Genomic DNA, 19,240 nt, shown 5'->3' with positions numbered 1-19,240 from the left:
TCCTGCGTCAGCCCTGCCCAGGCAACAGCGGGACGAATGCGACCGGCGCCAGGCTCTCGCGCACATCACCGCTCTCGCCGCGCTCGATGCGCACGAGTTCCTGGCGGGAATGGTCGCCCAGGGGAATGACGATGCGTCCTCCCGGCGCCAGTTGGTCCAGCAGCGCCTGCGGCACCGCCGCTGCCGCCGCGGCGACGAGGATTCCGTCGAAAGGGGCCTGTCCCGGCCAGCCGAGCATTCCGTCACCGTGCCGGAAGCGCACGTTGTTGCAGCCCAGTTCCGCCAGCAGGGGCCTTGCTTCGACGAGCAGCGAGCCGATCCGCTCGATGCTGAACACGGACCGCACCAGCGGAGCCAGAATCGCGGTCTGGTATCCGGACCCGCATCCGACCTCGAGCACCTTGGCCGACCGCCGCATCCGGCCGTCCTCCTCCATCAGCAAGGCCTGCGTCATCAGGGCCACGACGTACGGCTGCGAAATGGTCTGCCCGGACCCGATCGGCAGCGCATTGTCGTTGTAGGCGTAGCGTTCCAGCGCTTCTTCGATGAACAGATGGCGCGGCGTGCGGCGTATCTGCTCCAAGACCTCCGGGCTGCGGATTCCTCGATCGCGCAGCGAATCCGCCAGGCGGTCGCGGACCCGTGCGGACGTCAGGCCAATCCCGCTACGCCGGCGTTGTCCCGGGCGCAACGGGTTCATAGCTGCAGCCAGTCGCGGGTCGCTTCGAGACGATTGTGATCGGTCAGGTCGCACTGAACAGGCGTCACCGAAATCCACCCGTCGCGCACGGCAAAGAAATCGGTGCCCGGTCCGGCGTCCAGCCCGTGGCCGGGAAGACCCATCCAGTACAGCTTGCCGCCGTAAGGATCGCCCGATACCTTGACGCGGGCGGCCTTGTGGCGGTGTCCCAGCCGGGTCAGCTTGAAGCCGCGGATGTCGTCCCAGGGCAGATCGGGCACATTCACGTTCAGAAGCATGTTGCCCGGCGGCTTGTTCCTGTTCAGTCGCTCGAACAATTCGCTTACCGCGCGTTGCGCGGCGTCGAAATTTTTCGGCGGATAGCCGGCGACCGATATCGCGACCGCAGGCACATCCAGAACCCGGGCCTCCATCGCCGCCGCCACGGTGCCGGAGTAAAGCACGTCGTCGCCCAGGTTGGGGCCGTGGTTGATGCCGGAAAACACCATGTCGGGGTCCTCCGGCAACAGCCCCGTAATGGCGATGTGGACGCAGTCGGTGGGCGTGCCTGAACAGTACCAGCGGTTCGTGCCCAGTTTCGTGACCCGGAGTGGCTCGAACAGCGTGAGCGAATTGCTGGCGCCGCTGTGGTTCCTCTCGGGCGCAACGAGCATGATTTCGGCCAGCCCGAGCAGTGCGCGCTCCAGGGCCTGCAGGCCCTCGGCGCGGTAGCCGTCGTCGTTGGAAAGCAGAACCCGCACGGGTGACCTACTCGCTCGGGTCTCCGGGCTGATCGGAGTGATCGGGATCTTCGGTTGGCGCCTCTTCCTCGACCAGCAGGTAGATCTTCTCGTCGGGACCGATCATGCCCAGTTCGGAGCGCGCCAGCCGCTCGATCTCCTCGTCGCCCTCCTTGAGGCTCTGCACCTCGGCGCCCAGGCGGCGGTTGCGCTCCCTGAGCGCGGCGTTCTCGTTTTCCTGTTCCGCCACTTCCTGGCGGGCGCGAAACAGGCCCAGGAGGCCGTCGTCGGCGAACCACAGCGGGTATTGCAGCCCCGCCAGCGCCAGGCCGGCCAGCACGATTCCCGCAGTCTTAGGCTTCATGGCTGATTGGGGCGGAAGCCAATGGCTTCGCGGCATGTGGAGCGGCAACTCTTACCCCCGTCTCGCGGGAGCGTCGGAGGCAGGGATGCCGACACCGAGCCACAGGGATGTGCTTGCCGCGTATCCCGCGAGACGGGGGTAAGAGTTGCGGCGGACTAGCTCGCAAGGTGTTGCACCACGGAGGGTGGGAAGGCGTTCAGGCCTGCGTAGGGCGCGTCGGCGCCGAGCTCTTCGGCGATGCGGAGCAGCCGGTTGTATTTCTCGGTGCGATCGGAGCGGCACGGAGCGCCGGTCTTGATCTGGGTGGCCGCCGACCCCACCGCCAGGTCGGCGATGAAGGTGTCGGCCGTTTCGCCCGAGCGGTGCGAGATGACGGCCGCGTAGCCCGCCGCAACCGCCGCATCGATGGCTGCGCGCGTTTCGGTAAGGGTGCCCACCTGATTCGGCTTGATCAGGATGGCGTTGCCGATGTTGCGCTCGATGCCCTCGGCCAGAATCGCCGTCTGCGTCACAAAAAGGTCGTCGCCGACGAGTTGCACCCTCTCGCCCAGCGCGCGTGACAGGGCTACCCAGCCGTCCCAGTCGTCCTCGGCCATGCCGTCCTCGATGCTCACGACCGGGTAGCGGTCCGCAAGTACCGCGAACCAGCCGGCGAAGTCGGCCGGGTCGAAGGTGCGGCCTTCGGATTCCAGATGGTACAGGCCGTCGGAGTACAGTTCGCTGGCAGCCACGTCCAGACCCAGGAGGAAGTCCCCCGGCACGCTGAAGCCGGCTTTCTGAATCGCTTCGATCAGCGCCTCCAGCGCCGCTTCGTTGGAAGGCAGATCGGGCGCGAATCCGCCTTCGTCGCCCACCGCCGTCGATCGCCCGGACTCCCGCAGGACGCCCTTGAGGACGTGATATACCTCGACTCCCCAGCGGAGCGCCTCTGTAAAGTCTCCGGCGCCCACCGGCAGGACCATGAATTCCTGAACGTCCAGACGATTGTCGGCATGCGCGCCACCGTTGAGGATGTTCAGCATCGGCGTGGGCATGACGGGCGTCCCGGCGCCCAGGACGCGGTAGAGCGGTTCGCCCTGCGCGGCCGCGGAGGCCCGGGCGGCGGCCAGGGACACGGCCAGGATCGCGTTCGCCCCGAGCCGCGACCTGTTGGCGGTGCCGTCCAGCGCAACCATTCGGGCGTCCAGCTCGTCCTGGCGCTCGCCGTCGGCGCCAAGCAAAGCTTTGCAGATCTCGCCGTTGACGTGGCGCACGGCCGACAGGACGCCGCGTCCGCCAAAGCGGCCGGAATCCCCGTCGCGCAACTCGACCGCTTCGCGCGCGCCGGTGGAAGCTCCGGACGGGACGGCCGCCCTGCCCCGGGCCCCGCAACTCAGCGCCACCTCGGCCTCCAGCGTGGGGTTGCCGCGCGAATCGAGAATCTCGCGCGCGTGTATGTGGGCTATTGCAGACACGATCCTTCGGCCAGCGGACGGGATTTCACGAGGCGGTCCAGTTCGAGCAGGGACTCCATCAGTTCGCGCACGCGATGCAGGGGCCAGGCGTTCGGACCGTCGCTCAGCGCTTCATCCGGGCGCGGGTGGGTTTCCATAAACAGTCCGGCCACTCCGGCGCCCACCGCCGCCCGGGCGAGCACCGGCACGAACTCCCGCTGCCCGCCGGAGGAAGTGCCCTTGCCGCCCGGCAGTTGCACCGAGTGGGTGCAGTCGAACACGACGGGACAAGCGGTGTCCCTCAGCACGGCCAGGGAGCGCATGTCCACCACCAGGTTGTTGTAGCCGAATGAAAACCCCCGCTCGCAAACCAGGATGTCGGAGTTGCCGGTCGAGCGCGCCTTGTCCACGACGTTGGACATCTCAGCCGGGGAAAGAAACTGGCCCTTCTTGATGTTCAGCGGCCGGCCCGCGGCGGCGGCCCGCAATATGAAGTCCGTTTGCCGGCAGAGCAGCGCCGGCGTCTGCAGCACGTCGGCCACGGCGGCCACTTCGTCCATCGGCGTGTTCTCATGCACGTCGGTGAGCACGGGTACGCCGATCTGGCGCTTGACCTCCTCGAGAATCTTGAGGCCCTGCTCCATGCCGTGACCGCGAAAACTGGCCAGAGACGAGCGATTGGCCTTGTCGAAGGAAGACTTGTAGACGAGGGGAAATCCAAGTTCCCGGCCGGTTTCGGCCAGCAGCCCCGCGGTTTCCAGGGCCGATTCCCGCGATTCGACCACGCAGGTGCCGGCGATCAGAAACAGCGGCTGGTCCAGGCCGGCGGTGAAGCCCGCCACCTGCGCCCTGCCGGGGCCCGATTGCGCCGTCACGGCGCGCTATGCGCCGGCGGCGCTGGCCGCCTTGGCCGGCAGGTCGCCACGCTGCCGGTAGCTCACGGCGGCGGCGATGAAACCGTCGAACAGCCGGTGTCCGTCGCGTGGCGTAGAAGTGAATTCGGGATGAAACTGGCTGGCCAGAAACCAGGGATGCGACGGCAATTCCACTACTTCCACGAGGCCGTCGATGGACCTTCCGGCGAAACCCAGCCCGGACTTCTTCAGTTCCTCAAGGTAGCGATTGTTGAACTCGTAGCGATGCCGATGGCGTTCGTAGACGGTCTGCGCGCCGTACTCGTTGCGCGCCAGGCTGTCCTTGGCAAGGTGGCAGGCCTGCTCGCCCAGCCGCATGGTTCCGCCCAGGTCGGAATCTTCGCTGCGGCGTTCCACCTGACCGGACTCATCCAGCCATTCGGTTACCAGCGCCACCACCGGATGCGGTGTTTCCGGATCGAATTCGGTGCTGTTGGCGCCCGCAAGTCCGGCGACGTTCCGGGAAAACTCGATTACGGCCACCTGCATCCCCAGGCAGATGCCCAGGTACGGAATCTCCTTCTCGCGGGCATGGGTGACGGCGCTCACCATTCCCTCGATACCGCGTTCCCCGAATCCCCCGGGAACCAGCACTGCATGCACGCCCGCCAGGCAGTCGACGCCCTCGTCCTCGACCTGTTCCGATTCGATATGCCGGACCCGCACGTTGACGCCGCTGCGCCGTCCGGCGTGTCCGAGGGCCTCGTTCAGCGAAATATAGGAATCGCGCAGGTCCATGTACTTGCCGACCATGGCCACGGTCACCTGGCCTTCGCAGTTCCGGCCGGCCTCGACCACCTGTTGCCATTCGGACAGGTCGGCCGGCGGCAGGTCCATGCCGAACTGCGTGGCCACCACCTGGTCCAGTCCCTGGCTGCGCAGTTCGATGGGAATTGCGTACAGGTCGTCCATATCGCGGGCGGAGAACACCGCCGACTCCGGCACGTTGGTGAACAGCGCGATCTTGCGCCGCTGCTCGTCCGGCAGGGCAAGCTCCGAACGGCATACGAGCACGTCGGGCTGAATGCCGATGGACCGCAGCTCCTTGACCGAATGCTGAGTGGGCTTGGTTTTGATCTCCTGCGAAGTGGCTACGTAAGGCACCAGCGTGGCGTGCACGAAGGCGACGTTCTCGCGGCCCATATCCAGGCCCATCTGGCGGATCGCCTCGAGAAACGGCAATGATTCGATGTCGCCGACCGTGCCGCCCACCTCCGTGATGCAAACGTCCGCATCGCCGGCGCCCAGCACGACCGAGCGCTTGATCTCGTCGGTGACATGCGGGATGACCTGCACGGTCGCGCCCAGGTATCCGCCGCGGCGTTCCCGGCCGATGACGGCGTTATAGATACGCCCGGTGGTGAAGTTGGAGTCCCGCCCGGGCCTGCTGGAGCGAACGAATCTTTCGTAATGTCCAAGATCCAGGTCCGCTTCGGCGCCGTCGGCGGTCACGAACACTTCGCCATGCTGGAAGGGACTCATGGTGCCCGGATCCACGTTCAGATAAGGATCCAGTTTGATCATGCTGATGGAAAGGCCGCGGGCTTCGAGAATTGCGCCCAGCGAGGCGGCGGTTATGCCCTTTCCCAGCGAGGAAACTACGCCGCCGGTAACGAAAATGTAGCGGGTCATGCCACTCCGATCACAGTGAGGGATCGGGCATCTAAGATAACACAGACTGCCCGCCGAGCGCTCGCCTGATCCCGCTCTTCCCTGCCCCCTTGCTCTTCGTGCTACCTCGCCCTCTCTTGGCTCCCTTCTTCCGTGAAACGCATGAATCCATCCATGGAGCTTTGTTCCGCCATCCCTGGCTCACAAATTCCCGGAAGAAGGGAGCAAAGAGACGGCTTGCGCAGTGCCTCGTTCCGGGAATGCGCTCACCGTAGCCCGCTTGTGTGCCTTCCTATCGTGGGAGCGTAAAAGCAGGATAGCGATTCCGAGCCAGGGATGGCGACTCCAACGAGAGGAAGGCATACAAGCGGGCGGGATCGAAGCGCCTGGGCCGATTAACCTGGGTCGCTTGCCGGCGAAATGTAGATGCGGCCCCGGCGGCGGGTAAGGCGAACGCCGCCCCAGCGGGCCTCCGGATGGCGGTCGGGCGCCGCGTTCAGCAGCATGGCCAGCGCCGCATTCAGGCGGGCCACGGACGGCGCGGCGACGCCGAGCGCGGCGAGCCGTTCCCGTAGCAGGTTCGCCCGGCGCGCCGGAGAAAGCACGAGAAGGCCCTCGCATTCGATATAGTCGTCACCCGCGATCCCGCGGCCGTCATGCTTGGCCAGGTCGCGCAGCAATTCGCGCGTGTCCGCGGCCAGCCGCGCAGTCCGTCCGGCGGTGGCCGCGGCACCTGGCCAGCGCCCACGCAGCAACGGCTGTACTTCGTTGCGCAGGAAGGAACGGTCGTACCCGGTCTCGCGATTGGAAGGATCCTCAATCCAGTTCTCGCCCCTTTGATCGAGCCAGGCGCGCAAATCCTGGCGGGGGATATCGAGCAGCGGACGCAACAGCCATCCCCGGCCCAGACGGCGCTTCTCACGGATTCCCGCCAGACCCTCAATTCCGGTCCCGCGTAGCATGCGCAACATCAGCGTTTCCCACTGATCGTCCTGGTGATGCGCGGTCAGCAAGCATTCCTCTGGCTCCATGAGCGCCTCCAGCGCCTCGTAGCGCGCGCGGCGCGCCGCGGCTTCCACGCCCCGGCCGTCGGCCCGCACTTCAACCTCGCGGCAGGCCAGAGGCACCCCCAGGGCGCGGGCCCGATCCCTGCAGTGCCTGCCCCAGTCGCCGGAATCCCGGTGCAGGCCATGGTTGACATGCGCGGCGCGCAGGCGTTCGCGACCGGATTCCTCCAGCAGCTCATGCATGATCAGCAGCAGGGCGGTCGAATCGGCGCCGCCGCTGAACGCCACGAGCAGCGGGCGCTCCCGCCAGTCCGGGCACAAACGGCCAAGCGCCGCTGCCAGGGTTGTCAGAACAGCATCGATCGCAGGCTTGCTGCTCGTGCCAGTTGGTGGGATCTTCAGCTTCGCCTCGGGCACCAGGATCCTATGCGGCTTCTCCCGCCAGGACCCCGCGCGGGTCCTCGATCAGGTCGGGGTGATGGAGCTTCACCAGGCGGTGCAATTCGACCGGCAATTCGTCGGGACCGAAGGCCTTGCCGCCCCTGCCGTTCTGCACCGTATGCCCGGGGGTATCGCCCATCTGCATCCACGGCCGGAATGCCGTGTTGGCGATGTAGGCCACGTCCACAGGCACCGAGGCGAGCGACGGATCGGAAAGCGCCGCCCAGCTGCCCTGGTTGATCGTCCATTCGCGGTAGAAGAAGCTCGGTCTCGACTCACCTGCCGGGAACACCCGCGCACTGATGTCCTGACGAATGTAGAAGTCGTCGCCGCGCAGCTGCGGCAGACTGATGAAGCGCTGGCTCTCGACCTGCCCCGTGGCAAAAAAGGACTCGCCGTCGACCGTTTCCTGCTGCATGGTGAAGTCGTTGGTGTCCTCGGCGCGAACCGTCATGTCCATGTGCGACGGACCGGCGCGGTACAGGGGCACGTCCACCACGTTGCCGGTAACCGGCATTGTCAGCTTGTCCAGCAGTTCGCCCGTCTCGATGTCCATGTACATCGCGACTTCCAGCGAGACGCTCTTGTAGAGGCTGTCGTTGACCTTCCGCATCTGGCGGATGGTGGTCGAAAGCAGCCGGTACATCGGGTGAGTCACGCCGTCGATGAACGCATAGTTGACCGCGTCCACCCAGCCCATCGTCACCCGGTCGTCGAGGCTGCTGCGCAGCTTGACGAAGTAGTGCAGCATTTCATCGTCGCTGAGATCGAGATCGGTAAGTCCCGAATACTCGTCCGCGTGCGCCCCGGTGGCCAGCCCGGCCAGAAACGGCGCGCCAAGCGCACCTGCCAATACCGAACGGCGATTGAAGTTTGTGTTCATATTTCCTCCCGATACACGGACTAGGCTTCGCGGTAGACGCCGTACTGGAGCAATCGCTGATGGCGGCGTTCCAGCAGTTCGGCGGGTTCCAGGCGGGTCAGCTTGAGCAGGTGCTTGCCGATCGCCTTCTTGAGGCTCGCTATCGCGGCGGTAGGGTCGCGGTGGGCGCCGCCCACGGGCTCGTCCAGCACTTCGTCGACGAGCTTGAGCTTCTGCAGCCGTCTGGCCGTGATGCCCATGGCCTGGGCGGCTTCGGTGGCGTGCTCCGCGCTCTTCCAGAGAATGCTGGCGCAGCCTTCCGGTGAAATCACCGAGTAGATGCTGTATTGCATCATGATCACCACGTCCGCCACGCCGATCGCCAGCGCCCCTCCGGAGCCTCCCTCGCCGATGATCGCGCTGATGATGGGGGTCTTCAGTCCCACCATGCAGCTCAGGCTGGAGGCGATGGCCTCGCTCTGGCCGCGTTCCTCCGCGCCGATTCCCGGGTAGGCGCCGGGCGTATCGATCAAAGTGACCACCGGCAGCGAAAACTTCTCGGCAAGCTGCATGAGCCGTTGCGCCTTGCGGTAGCCCTCCGGGCGCGTCATGCCGTAGTTGCGCCGCACCCTCGAGGCCGTATCCCTCCCTTTCTGATGGCCGATCAGCATCACCGGCGCGCCCTCGATCCGGGCCAGCCCACCCACCAGCGCGTAGTCGTCCGCGTACATGCGATCGCCATGCAATTCCTGGAATTCGCCGGTCATCCCGGCGATGTAGTCCAGCGAGTAGGGCCTCTTGGGATGCCGCGCCACCTGCGCCGTCTGCCACGGCGTCAGCTTGCGGTAGATGTTGCGGGTCACGGACCGGCTGCTGCGCTGAAGCCGCTGAATCTCGGCGGCCACGTCCACGCCGGAATCGTTGTCGAGAAACCTCAGTTGCTCGATCTTGCTTTCCAGCTCCGCGATGGGCTGTTCGAAGTCAAGAAATGAATCCATACGCAGTGCGTCCGACCAGGCCGGGCCTGCGATTGTAAGCCCTTATCAGTGCGAACGCCGCGTCAGGCGTAGCGAATATTGAACTCGCTGATTACCGGCGACTGACCCAGGGCATGCCGCAAACCACCGGTTGCGCGCACGTTCCAGTGACAGCCCAGGCGCAGGCTGCCGGCGGCGGCCGGGCCGGAATACCGCACGACAACCTGCGTTCCGCCGGGCACGTGCGGGCGCAGCAGATCCTTGAGCTGCGTGAAGGTCTCGGCCGGCGTTTCGGCCGCGCGACAGTCGAGCAACAGCAGCCGGGCGCGCTCTTCCATCACGTCGTCCAGCGGCTCCACCGAGTCCGCAAACAGCATGAGCGAACCCCGCTGCAGGCGCGACAGGCGGCCCTTCACCAGCACGAGGGAATGGGGCGTGATCAGTCGACCGGGCGGCGCGCCCGCGTCCCACCGCGGCAAACGTACGGGCAGCCGGGTGGCGCCGTCGTCCAGGTCGAAGTAATTGGCGCCGGATCTGCGCCATTTGCGCAACACGCTGCCGGCCACCGTAACGTCCGGCGCGTCGCGCTCATCCCGCGGGCCCGGCTGCGATCGATCCAGTATTTCGCGCAGCGCGCCGCCCGTGAGGACGCGCGCCTCGTCCCGGCATTCATCGAACGGGTGGCCGCTCAGGCAGAACCCCAGGCTCCGGCGCTCCCCGTCCAGCAGTTCCCGGAGACCCCATTCCGGCACGTCGGGAATCTCGATTTGCATCGGCTGATCGCCGCCGTCGTCGAACAGGCCTTCCTGCCCGCTCTCGGCGTCGCGGGCCGCCTGCGCCGCTGCCGCGAGCGCCGCGGGCAACACCCGTATCAGCGCGGCCCGGTTGGCGCACAAGCTGTCCAGGGCGCCCGATCGAACCAGCGTTTCAGCCTGCCGCTGGTGCAGCCCCGCGCCGCTGATTCGCGAAAACAGATCCGCTATGCCCGTATAGGGCCCGTTTTCTTCGCGTTCGGCCCTGATGGCCTGGGCCGCGGCCTGGCCCAGTCCGCGGATGGCGCCCAGCCCGCAGCGAACGGCCTTGTCGTCCACGGCGCTGAACCCCACATGCGAGCGGTTCACGTCCGGCCGCTTGACCGCGAGCCCCAGGGCGAGGCACTCCTGCGTCATCCAGTAGAGGCGGTCATGCGCGCTCATGTCGGTGGTCATCGTGGACGCCATGTACTGGGCCGGATAGTGCGCCTTCAGCCAGGCCGTCTGGTAGGCGACGATGGCATACGCCGTGGAGTGCGACTTGTTGAAACCGTAGCCGGCGAAGGTCTCCATCAGGTTGAAGATGTGCTCGGCCTTGCCCCGGGTCAGTCCGTGCTTCAGGGCGCCCTTTACGAACACCGAGCGCTGATCCGCCATCTCGTCCTTCAGTTTCTTGCCCATCGCGCGGCGCAGCACGTCCGCCTGGGCAAAGCTGTAGCCGGCGATCAGGCGCGCGATCTCCATGACCTGCTCCTGGTAGAGGATCACGCCGTAGGTTTCGCCCAGGAGTTCACGCAGGTCATCGTGAAGATAATCGACCGACTCCTGGCCGTGCTTGCGCTTGATGTAGGTGTCCGCCATGCCGGTCTGCAGCGGACCGGGACGAAACAGCGCCACAAGCGCGATCATGTCGCTGAAGCGGTCCGGCCGCAGGTCGCGGATCAGGTCGCGCATGCCGCGCGACTCGAGCTGGAAAACCGCGCGAGTACGCAGGTTGCGCAGGAGTTCGTACACCCTCGAATCGTCCAGCGGCAGCCGGGCGATGTCGATGGGCGGCTCGTCCGCCGAGCGGCGGGCGCAATTGACCTCCTCCACGGTGCGGGTGATCGTGGTGAGGTCGTTCAGGGCCAGGAAATCGAACTTCACCAGCCCCACCGATTCGATGTCGTCCTTGTCGAACTGGGTGACCGTCGGCGCGTCGCTTTCCTGGCGGTAGAGCGGCGTGAATTGGATCAACTCCGACGGAGCGATCACGACGCCTCCCGCGTGGGTGCTGGAATTGCGCGGCAGGCCCTCCAGTTGCAGCGCCAGGTCGATGACCGCGCGCGCCTCGGTGTCGGTGTTGTACAAGTGACTCAGTTCCCGGTCGTCCTTCATCGCCTGCTCGATGGTTACGCCCACGGGCAGCGCGGGGATCAGACCGGCGATCTGTTCTCCCAGGCCGAGCGGATGACCCAGGACCCGGGTCGCGTCCTTGATGGCGGCGCGCGCCGCCAGGCGATTGAACGTGATGATTTGCGCCACCCGGTCCCGCCCGTATTCCTCGGCCACATGCTCAAGGACCCGTTCGCGCTGTTCGGCGCAGAAATCGATATCGATGTCCGGCATTGAAATTCGCTCCGGGTTCAGGAAGCGCTCGAAGATCAATCCGTAGCGCAGAGGATCGATGGCGGTGATGCCCAGCGCGTAGCTGATCAGCGAACCGGCCGCCGATCCCCTGCCCGGACCTACCGGCACCTGGTTATCGCGCGCCCAGCGCACGATATCGGCGACGATCAGGAAGTAGCCGGGATAGTCCATGCGCCGCACGACCTCCAGTTCGGCGTTCAAGCGGTCGGTGTAATGCGTGGGCAGCTCCGCATCCGCGCCTTCGCCTGCGCCGACGCCGAGCTGGCGTTTCAGGCCGGTCAGCGCCTCCCGCTCGAGAAATTCCCATTCGCTCAGGCCCGCGGGCGCCCGCGCCTTCGGCAGCCTCGATTCCCCCAGGTCCAGTTCCACCGTGCAGGCGCGGGCGATGGCCACGGTATTGCTCAAGGCCTCCGGCAGGTCGGCGAACAACTCGGCCATCTCGGCCGGACTCCTCAGGAATTGCTGAGGCGTGTAGCGCCGCTCGCGCCGCGGATCGTTCAGCGTTTCGCCCCGGTGTATGCACACCCGCGCTTCGTGCGCCGTGAACTCGCCGCTGTCCAGGAAGCGAACGTCGTTGACCGCCACCAGCGGGATGCCTTCCGCGTTGGCGAGTTCCACCGTTCGCTGCGTCAGCTCCGTCTCGCCCGGGCGGCCCAGCCGGCTCACCTCCAGAAAGAGGCCGCCCCCCAACAGCCTGCGCAAGGCCAGTATCCACTCGCGCTCCCGGCGCGCCTCGGGCCCGCGCCCGGCGGCGCTGTCGAGGCCGATCAGCCCGATCAGGCCATCCAGGCCCTCGGCGTTCAGCCATTCCCCCATGAGCGCGGGGGCGCCGCGCGGTTCCAGTTCGAGGTACATGCGCGTAAGCAGGACCAGCAGGTTTCTGTAACCCGTGGCGTTCCGGCACAGGAACGTTATCCGCCCGGGCCGGGTCCCATCCTCCGGCCGGCCGAAATCCAGGTCCGCGCCAAGAATGGGCTTGACTCCCGCGTCAAGCGCCGCCCGGTAAAAGCGTACCGCCCCGAACATGTTGTTGAGGTCGGTCAGGGCAACGGCGGGCATTCCCCGTTCCCGCACCGCGCGGCAAAAGCCGCCCTCGCCGCCGCTTATGCGCAGCACCGAGTCCACCAGCGAGAATTCCGAGTGCAGGCGAAGATGGACGAATGGAGCGGTCGGTTCCATGGGCGGTTCAGGGCCTGTTCCCGCCATGAGCCGGGGCGACGGCGCGGACCGGCCGGAAACTGCGGCGGTGCGCGGGGCTTGCACCCAGCCGTTCGAGGGCCGCGCGATGGGCGGGCACTGCGTAACCCTTGTGTTCGGCCAGGCGATATCCGGGCCACCTGAGATCCAGGCGCCGCATCAAACGATCCCGACGTTCCTTGGCCACGATGGAAGCGGCGGCGATGAGCGGGCAGCGCCGGTCTCCACCGATCATGGCCTCAAGTTCGATACCCCGGCGCCAGCTCGCCGGCATTTCCGGCAGGTAGGGTCCGTCCACCCGCACCAGCGACGGCCTGCCGGACAGGCCAAGCAGCGCCCGGCGCATGGCCAGCAGGCTGGCGCGCAAGACGTTGAGTCGATCGATCTCCTCCACTACCGCAATTCCCACCGACCAGGCCAGGCAACCGCTTCGAATGGCTTCCTCGAGCACCGCGCGCCGCGCGGGCGAGAGCAGTTTGGAGTCGCGGACGCCGGGAATGTCCCGTCCGGCGGGAAGGGCGACGGCGGCGGCGACAACGGGCCCCGCCAGGGCGCCGCGGCCCGCCTCATCCACTCCGGCCAGAATCCCGGACATCCTCGCCGCCGGGAGTTCCATGGCAGGCCCCCGCACGAGTCAGCCGGCCTTCGCCAGGGCCAGGACGGCCTGCGCCGCGCGGTCATTGACGCCCCGCCCCAGCGATTCGGAAAGACCGGCGAATTCGGCGCGCATCGTCTGACGGGCACCAGGATCGTCGTACAGACGCAGCAGCTCGGCCCCCACCGTCTCGCCACGGGCCCGCTCCTGCAGCAGTTCGGGAACCAGTTTGCGTCCCGCAAGGATATTGGGCAGGGCGATGTGAGGCGTTTTCAGAAGACGGAAGACTCGCGCAATCCAGGCCGTCAGCGGCACAACCCGGTAAACCGCCACCAGCGGACAACCACACACCATGGCCTCCATCGTAACCGTGCCGGAAGCGGCCGCGGCCAGATCGGCCCGTGCCAGCAAATTTCGCGCGTTTACGGACTCCCGGCTCACCTCGACGCCGGGCGCGAAGCGCCTGAGGATCGCGTCGAATTGCTCCCGGCCCTGTCCGCTTGTGGCGGCAGTGGAAAAGCGCACGCCCGGCCGGCGCTCCTTGAGCCACGCGGCCGCGCGCGCGATCGGGGGGCCGATGCGGCTAATTTCCGAACTACGCGAACCGGGCAACAGGGCCACGAGCAGGTCGTCCTTGCGGGCGGGAGGCGATCCCCTCCGTTCAGGCGCTTGCTCATCGGCAATCGGATGACCGACGAATACCGCTTCCACGCCTTTTTCGCGCAGCAGGGCCGGTTCAAACGGAAGCAGGCACAGCACCCGGTCGCAATTGCGGCGGATGCGCCGTGCCCGGCCGGAGCGCCAGGCCCAAATCGAGGGGCATACGTATTGCACGGTGCGCACGCCACGCCGCTTCAGGCGCCCGGCCAGCCTCAGGTTGAGTTCCGGAGAATCCACGCCGACAAAAACGTCCGGGCGAAACTCGCCGAGCCGCCTGAGCAACCGGCGGCGTAGCATCCACAGGCGCGGCAGGTGGCGGACGATTTCGGCCAGGCCCATGACCGCGAATTCCGACGAATCGAGCATGGCCCTGCAGCCCGCCTCGCGCATTGCAGGACCCGCAACGCCGGCCACCTCCACCTCCACCGGCCCGGCGCGCAGGGAGCGAATCAGTCCCGCGCCCAGGCGATCGCCGGAGGCCTCGCCGGCGACCACCGCTATCCGCAGGGCCCGGTCAGTAGGCGTCAACGCAAGAGACCGCGCCCGGACTCGGCCAGAAACTCCGTCATCGGCGTCAACTCCGGCTGTTCCCGGGCGGCTTCGGCAATGATTTCGGTCGCCTCGGCGCGGCTCAGCTCCTTGCGGTAAAGCGTGCGGTAGGCCCTTTCGATATTGGCCCGTTGGGGAGGGGTGAACCCATGGCGCCGAAGTCCTATCACGTTGACCCCGCGCGGCCTGGGCGGCTGTCCCGCCACCAGCACGTACGGTGGAACGTCGCGGGTAATCCCGGCATAGATCCCGACGAAACCGTAGTCGCCGATCCGGCAGAACTGATGCGCTCCCGAAAACCCCGCCATGGTTACGTGACTGCCGACGCGGACATGGCCCGCAAGGCTGGCGAAATTGGCCATCACCACGTCGTCGCCGAGCACGCAGTCATGCGCGATATGAACGCTGGCCATCAGCCAGCAATTGTTCCCCACCCGGGTGACTCCGCCCCCGTCCTCGGTGCCGCGATTGATGGTCACGAACTCGCGAATCGTGTTGTCGTCGCCGATTTCCAAACGGCTTGTTTCTCCCGGGCGGAATTTGCGGTCCTGCGGATCGCGCCCGATGGCCGCGTGGGGGTGGATTACATTGCGCGCACCCAGGCGCGTGGGCCCTTCGATGACCGCGTGGGAGCCGACCTTGCAGCCGGGGCCGATCTCCACCTCCGGTCCGATTACGGCATAGGGACCGACTTCCACGTCGGCGGCCAGGTCCGCGCGCGAGGAAACGATCGCGGTTGTGTGAACTTCCGTCACTACGAACGCTCCAGGCGCCGCACCCGCTGGTGCAGGGCGTCCAGATGCTTGAAGCGCGCCGCATTGCGGCGCCAGCTCGAAACCTCTTCCATGGGCGTCATCGAACCCGCATAGGCTCCGGGTTTGCGGATCGGGCGCGTGACCACGGTGCGCGCCAGCAGCACCACGTCGTCGCAAATCCCAATGTGGCCCGCCATGCCCACATTGCCCGCGATCCGGCATCGGCGCCCTATCTTCACGCTCCCGGCAATCATGCACCCGGCGGCCATGGCCGTGTGCTCCCCGATATGCACGTTGTGTCCGATCTGAATCAGGTTGTCCAGACGCACCCCGTCCCCGATCACCGTGTCCTCGAGGGCGCCGCGGTCGATCGTGGTGTTGGCGCCGATCTCGACGTCGTCGCCGATACGCACGGCCCCCAGTTGCGGTATCTTGCGCCAGCGCCCGCCTGCATCCGGGGCGTTGCCGAAACCGTCCGATCCCAGCACGGCGCCGGGGTGGACCAGGCACCGCTTTCCTATGGTCACGCCCTCGCAAACCGCACTGTTCGCCAAGATCCGGCTGTCCGCGCCGATATGCGCCCGAGGTCCCACGGTCGCGTTGGGTCCTATGTAAACGCCGCGGGCCAACGCGGCGCCGGCGGCCACGCGCGCCCCGGCCGCCACTTCGCAGGTTTCGTCCACGCTCGCATCGGCAGACACCGTGGCGTCGGCATGAATTCCGGCCGCGGGCGGCAGCAGTTCGTGCAGCTCGTCGGCCACGCCGGCGAAAACGCGATACGGGTCGGGCGTGATCAGCGCCGCTACCGGGCATTCGGCGGCGTGGGGTTCGCTGAGGATCACGGCGCCCGCCCCGGTCGAGCGAAGATCGTTGAGGTACGCCTGGTTGAGAAAGAAGGCCACGCTGCCGGCATCGGCGCCCGCAAGCGTGGAAGCGCGATGAACCCGCACGCCGGGCTCTCCGCGAAGTTGGCATTCGTGACGCCGGGCGAGTTCGCTAAGCGTCAGTCCCCGCTCGTGATGCGAACGCCGCTGCATCAGCTTCGCGGCCGGCAGACACTAGTCCTGCTGTTCGCTGCTGTAGGTTTCCTGCAGGGCGCCGAGAACCTGCGGAGTGATGTTGACCGCATCGCTGAAGTGCACCACACCACCACTCAAGACGAGGTCGTAGTCGTTCTCCTCGGCCACCTGGCGCACGTGGCTCAGGAATATCGCACTCAAGTCACGCTCGAGATTCTGGTTTTCCAACTGAAAATCCTCCTGCAGAGCTTGGCCCATCTGCTGAATCTCCCGCCTCTGAGCAATGATGTCCCGTTCGGCGGTGCGCAGCTGCTCGGTGCCCATGGTTTCCCTGTCGCGCTCGTAGGTCTCTTCCAACTCCTCAAGCCGAGTCTGCTTGGCATTCAGGTCCCGCTGCCGACCCGCAAACATTTCACTGATGTTTTCCTGGGCCTCGCGACCCTGCGGCGACTCCACAGTCAGCAAAGGCAGGTTGACGAATCCGATCTTCAGGGCGGTGTCCTGGGCCAGTGCGCTTCCGGCCGCAAGCGCACTCAAAGCGGCGCCCAGGAGCAGGTTCTTTGTGATGTTCATTGTCTGAAAAAAGCCTCTTGTTTCCAAAGGGATAGGGGAGGACGCAACAGGATCTAGAACGCGCCGCCCAGGGAAAACTGGAAGCGTTCCACCTCGTCCCCCCAAAATCGGTCGGTCTCGAGATCGGCGTTCAGCGGCGCGGCAAAGCTGAATCTCAACAGCCCCAAAGGCGCCAGCCACTCCGCACCAATCCCGACGGAACGCTTAAGTTTACTTGTGTCAAAGTCGTAACTCAACGGATTTCCCTGGCGGTCGAAGAACTCCAGGTCCGAAGTGGAGAACACGTTGCCCACGTCGAAAAAGGCCGCCAGGCGCGCGCTCTGGCGGAAGCGCTCGGGCAGCGGCAGGATCAACTCGACCTGGCCGGTAACCAGCATGTTGCCGCCATAGGCGTTGCCGAAACGGTCCTTGGGTCCGAGGCGGTATTCCTTGAAACCGCGCACCGAATCCGGTCCGCCGCCGTAAAAATGCTTGTAGGGCGGCACCGCGCTCGTGTCGCCGAAGGCCTCGGAAATGCCGACGTCGGCATTGAGCCTGAGGCTGAACCAGCGGCGCAGTCCCGGAATGCCGAGGTATTGCGTGTACTGGTAGCGCGCGGTCGCATACTCGACGTCGCTGCCGGGAATCGTGGCCGACAGCGAAAGGCGGTGGCGCATGCCCCGGTCGGGGAACAGCACCCGGTTGCGGCTGTCATAGAGCCAGCCCATCAGCAACTCCAGGCTGGCGAACTTGGAACCGTAGTAAACGTCGGGCTGCCCGGTAACCGGGTTGACGACTTCGCGCTCGTACGGCTTGCCGTTGGCCTGCACCCATTGCCGGGACTGCTCGTTGCTGAAGCTTGTCGTGATCAGGTCGGCCTGCTGCAGCGTCGCCCCGAGGATCACGCTCTGGTATTCGGTAATGGGGTAGCTCAGTTCGGTCGAGGCCGATGCCGTGGTGGTGTCCAGGTCCGAAGCGGCGTTGAAGAACTGCGTGTAGTTCTGGTAGGTCAGCCCACCGGTAATGCTGACCCCGTTCATGGTCGCGTAGGGATCGGTGTAGGAAAGGTTGTAGACCCGCGAATAGCTGGTGCCCGTCAGTCCGATCGCAAGCCGGTTGCCGCGGCCGAACAGGTTGGAATGCACGGCGCTGCCGCTCAGTTGCATCCCGTAGTATCCGGTGTAACCCACCGAGCCCTGAAACTCGCCCGGTTGCCGTTCGGTCAGGCTGAACACGACGTCCACCTGGTCCTGAGAGCCCGGAACCCGCAGGGTCTCGAAATCGACCTCCTCCAGGTACGGAAGCCGCTGCAGCCGGATCTTGGATCGCTCCAGCAGATCGTTGGACAGGTAGGCGCCCTCGAACTGGCGCAGCTCGCGCCGCAGCACTTCGTCCTCGATCGAAGACGCCCCGTCAAAGGTGATGCGCCGCACGTACACGCGCCGCTCTGCCTGGATCCACAGAGTCACCGCTACCTCGCCGGCATCCTCGTCAATCTCCGGATCCGGCACGATCTCGGCAAAACCGTATCCCTCCTGGCCCAGGCGCAGGCGTATCAGTTCGCTGCTCTGGGTGATGAGCCGCTGCGAGAAGCGCATTCCCGGCTTGAGCAGCACATACTGGTTCAACTCGGCCTCGTCCACGACGAAATCGCCGGCCAGCTTGACCTCCGATACCGTGTAATTGCTGCCTTCACGAACGTTGATGGTGATGAAAACGTCCTTCAGATCGGGCGCGAGCGTCACCTGGGTCGATTGCAGCTGAAAGTCGGCATAACCGCGATCCAGGTAATGCGAGCGCAGCTTTTCCAGGTCGCCCTGCAACGCCTCGCGCGAGTAGCGGTCGTCCTGGCGGATGAAGGACAGCCAGTTCGGCGTCTTCAGCTCGAAATCCTTCTTCAGTTCCTTGTCCGTGAAAAGCTCGTTGCCCACGATGTTGATCTGGCGGATACGCGAGCGGTCGCCCTCCGTGATGTCGATGACCACGTCCACCTTGTTGTCGGGAAGTTCCGTCACGTCCACGTTGACTTCGGCGCCGTACTTGCCGCGCCCGAAATAGAGGTCGGTCAGCGAGAGCTCCACTTCCTCAAGAACCGACGGCTTGACCAGGCTGCCTTCGGAGATGCCGTTGTCGAACAGTGTCCGGTTCAGGTCCTCGGACTTGACGTCCTTGTTGCCCTCGATCAGCAGCGATTCGATCGTGGGCTGTTCGCGCACCGCCACAAGCAGCGCGTCCCCGTCGCGCCGAAACTCGACATCCGCGAAGAAGCCCGACGCGTACAGTCCCCTTATCAGCTGGCGCACGGAAGCCGCGTCCAGCGTGTCGCCGATGTTCACGGGCAGGTAATTCAGTACGGCGCCCTCGGAGATGCGCTGCAGGCCCTCGATGCGGATGTCCCGAACGACAAACGCCTCTTCCTGCGCCTTCGCAAACACCGGTGCAAAACCGAACACGACCGCTGCCGCCGCCACCAGTGCCGTGTCAATCAAATACCTTCGCATCCG

At 65.9% G+C, this 19,240-nt stretch carries 16 protein-coding genes; all 16 read right to left on the bottom strand.

Annotated features, from left to right (window positions below; translation table 11 throughout):
- Nucleotides 1-7: 7 nt before the first annotated feature.
- The 16 genes from F4Y72_04220 to bamA all read right to left on the bottom strand — a co-directional run bounded on the left by F4Y72_04220 (nt 8) and on the right by bamA (nt 19,237).
- Nucleotides 8-700: a protein-L-isoaspartate(D-aspartate) O-methyltransferase gene (locus tag F4Y72_04220; GenBank protein ID MXZ27491.1), complete on the bottom strand. Its 693-nt coding sequence runs from the start codon at nt 698-700 to the stop codon at nt 8-10.
- Entirely contained in the window at nt 697-1,440 is a 744-nt protein-coding gene (gene surE, locus F4Y72_04215; GenBank protein MXZ27490.1) for a 5'/3'-nucleotidase SurE, read from the bottom strand. Before surE ends, F4Y72_04220 begins: the two co-directional genes overlap by 4 nt.
- Before the next feature lie 7 nt (nt 1,441-1,447).
- A complete protein-coding gene (locus F4Y72_04210; protein MXZ27489.1) occupies nt 1,448-1,783 on the bottom strand; it encodes a cell division protein FtsB in 336 nt (111 codons plus the stop codon).
- A 155-nt stretch (nt 1,784-1,938) separates the two neighbouring features.
- The gene (locus F4Y72_04205) at nt 1,939-3,237 is read right to left on the bottom strand and encodes a phosphopyruvate hydratase (GenBank protein ID MXZ27488.1); all 1,299 of its coding nucleotides are present in this window, start codon (nt 3,235-3,237) and stop codon (nt 1,939-1,941) included.
- Nucleotides 3,225-4,058, bottom strand: a complete 834-nt coding sequence (gene kdsA, locus F4Y72_04200) for a 3-deoxy-8-phosphooctulonate synthase (protein ID MXZ27487.1) — start codon at nt 4,056-4,058, stop codon at nt 3,225-3,227. Before kdsA ends, F4Y72_04205 begins: the two co-directional genes overlap by 13 nt.
- Nucleotides 4,059-4,097: 39 nt before the next feature.
- Entirely contained in the window at nt 4,098-5,750 is a 1,653-nt protein-coding gene (locus tag F4Y72_04195) for a CTP synthase (GenBank protein ID MXZ27486.1), read from the bottom strand.
- A gap of 386 nt (nt 5,751-6,136) precedes the next feature.
- Entirely contained in the window at nt 6,137-7,165 is a 1,029-nt protein-coding gene (tilS, locus tag F4Y72_04190; protein MXZ27485.1) for a tRNA lysidine(34) synthetase TilS, read from the bottom strand.
- A gap of 7 nt (nt 7,166-7,172) precedes the next feature.
- Nucleotides 7,173-8,072, bottom strand: a complete 900-nt coding sequence (locus F4Y72_04185) for a DUF1838 domain-containing protein (protein MXZ27484.1) — start codon at nt 8,070-8,072, stop codon at nt 7,173-7,175.
- A 20-nt stretch (nt 8,073-8,092) separates the two neighbouring features.
- Complete coding sequence (locus tag F4Y72_04180; GenBank protein ID MXZ27483.1) at nt 8,093-9,049, bottom strand: acetyl-CoA carboxylase carboxyltransferase subunit alpha; 957 nt, start codon at nt 9,047-9,049, stop codon at nt 8,093-8,095.
- 62 nt (nt 9,050-9,111) lie between these two features.
- Entirely contained in the window at nt 9,112-12,615 is a 3,504-nt protein-coding gene (dnaE, locus tag F4Y72_04175) for a DNA polymerase III subunit alpha (protein ID MXZ27482.1), read from the bottom strand.
- Complete coding sequence (locus F4Y72_04170; GenBank protein ID MXZ27481.1) at nt 12,596-13,201, bottom strand: ribonuclease HII; 606 nt, start codon at nt 13,199-13,201, stop codon at nt 12,596-12,598. Before F4Y72_04170 ends, dnaE begins: the two co-directional genes overlap by 20 nt.
- Nucleotides 13,202-13,240: 39 nt before the next feature.
- A complete protein-coding gene (gene lpxB, locus F4Y72_04165; GenBank protein MXZ27480.1) occupies nt 13,241-14,389 on the bottom strand; it encodes a lipid-A-disaccharide synthase in 1,149 nt (382 codons plus the stop codon).
- Nucleotides 14,386-15,165 carry an acyl-ACP--UDP-N-acetylglucosamine O-acyltransferase gene (lpxA, locus tag F4Y72_04160; protein ID MXZ27479.1) on the bottom strand — a complete coding sequence of 260 codons (780 nt, stop codon included), beginning with the start codon at nt 15,163-15,165 and terminating at the stop codon, nt 14,386-14,388. Before lpxA ends, lpxB begins: the two co-directional genes overlap by 4 nt.
- Nucleotides 15,165-16,202 carry a UDP-3-O-(3-hydroxymyristoyl)glucosamine N-acyltransferase gene (lpxD, locus tag F4Y72_04155; GenBank protein MXZ27478.1) on the bottom strand — a complete coding sequence of 346 codons (1,038 nt, stop codon included), beginning with the start codon at nt 16,200-16,202 and terminating at the stop codon, nt 15,165-15,167. Before lpxD ends, lpxA begins: the two co-directional genes overlap by 1 nt.
- A 21-nt stretch (nt 16,203-16,223) precedes the next feature.
- A complete protein-coding gene (locus F4Y72_04150) occupies nt 16,224-16,757 on the bottom strand; it encodes an OmpH family outer membrane protein (GenBank protein ID MXZ27477.1) in 534 nt (177 codons plus the stop codon).
- Between the two features lie 53 nt (nt 16,758-16,810).
- Nucleotides 16,811-19,237 (bottom strand): outer membrane protein assembly factor BamA, encoded by a 2,427-nt coding sequence (bamA, locus tag F4Y72_04145; GenBank protein MXZ27476.1) that lies wholly within the window; start codon nt 19,235-19,237, stop codon nt 16,811-16,813.
- Nucleotides 19,238-19,240 lie beyond the last annotated feature (3 nt).

This window comes from Gammaproteobacteria bacterium (genome assembly GCA_009838035.1).
Classification (GTDB): domain Bacteria; phylum Pseudomonadota; class Gammaproteobacteria; order Steroidobacterales; family Foliamicaceae; genus Foliamicus.
This window is presented reverse-complemented; position numbering and strand designations above follow the sequence as displayed.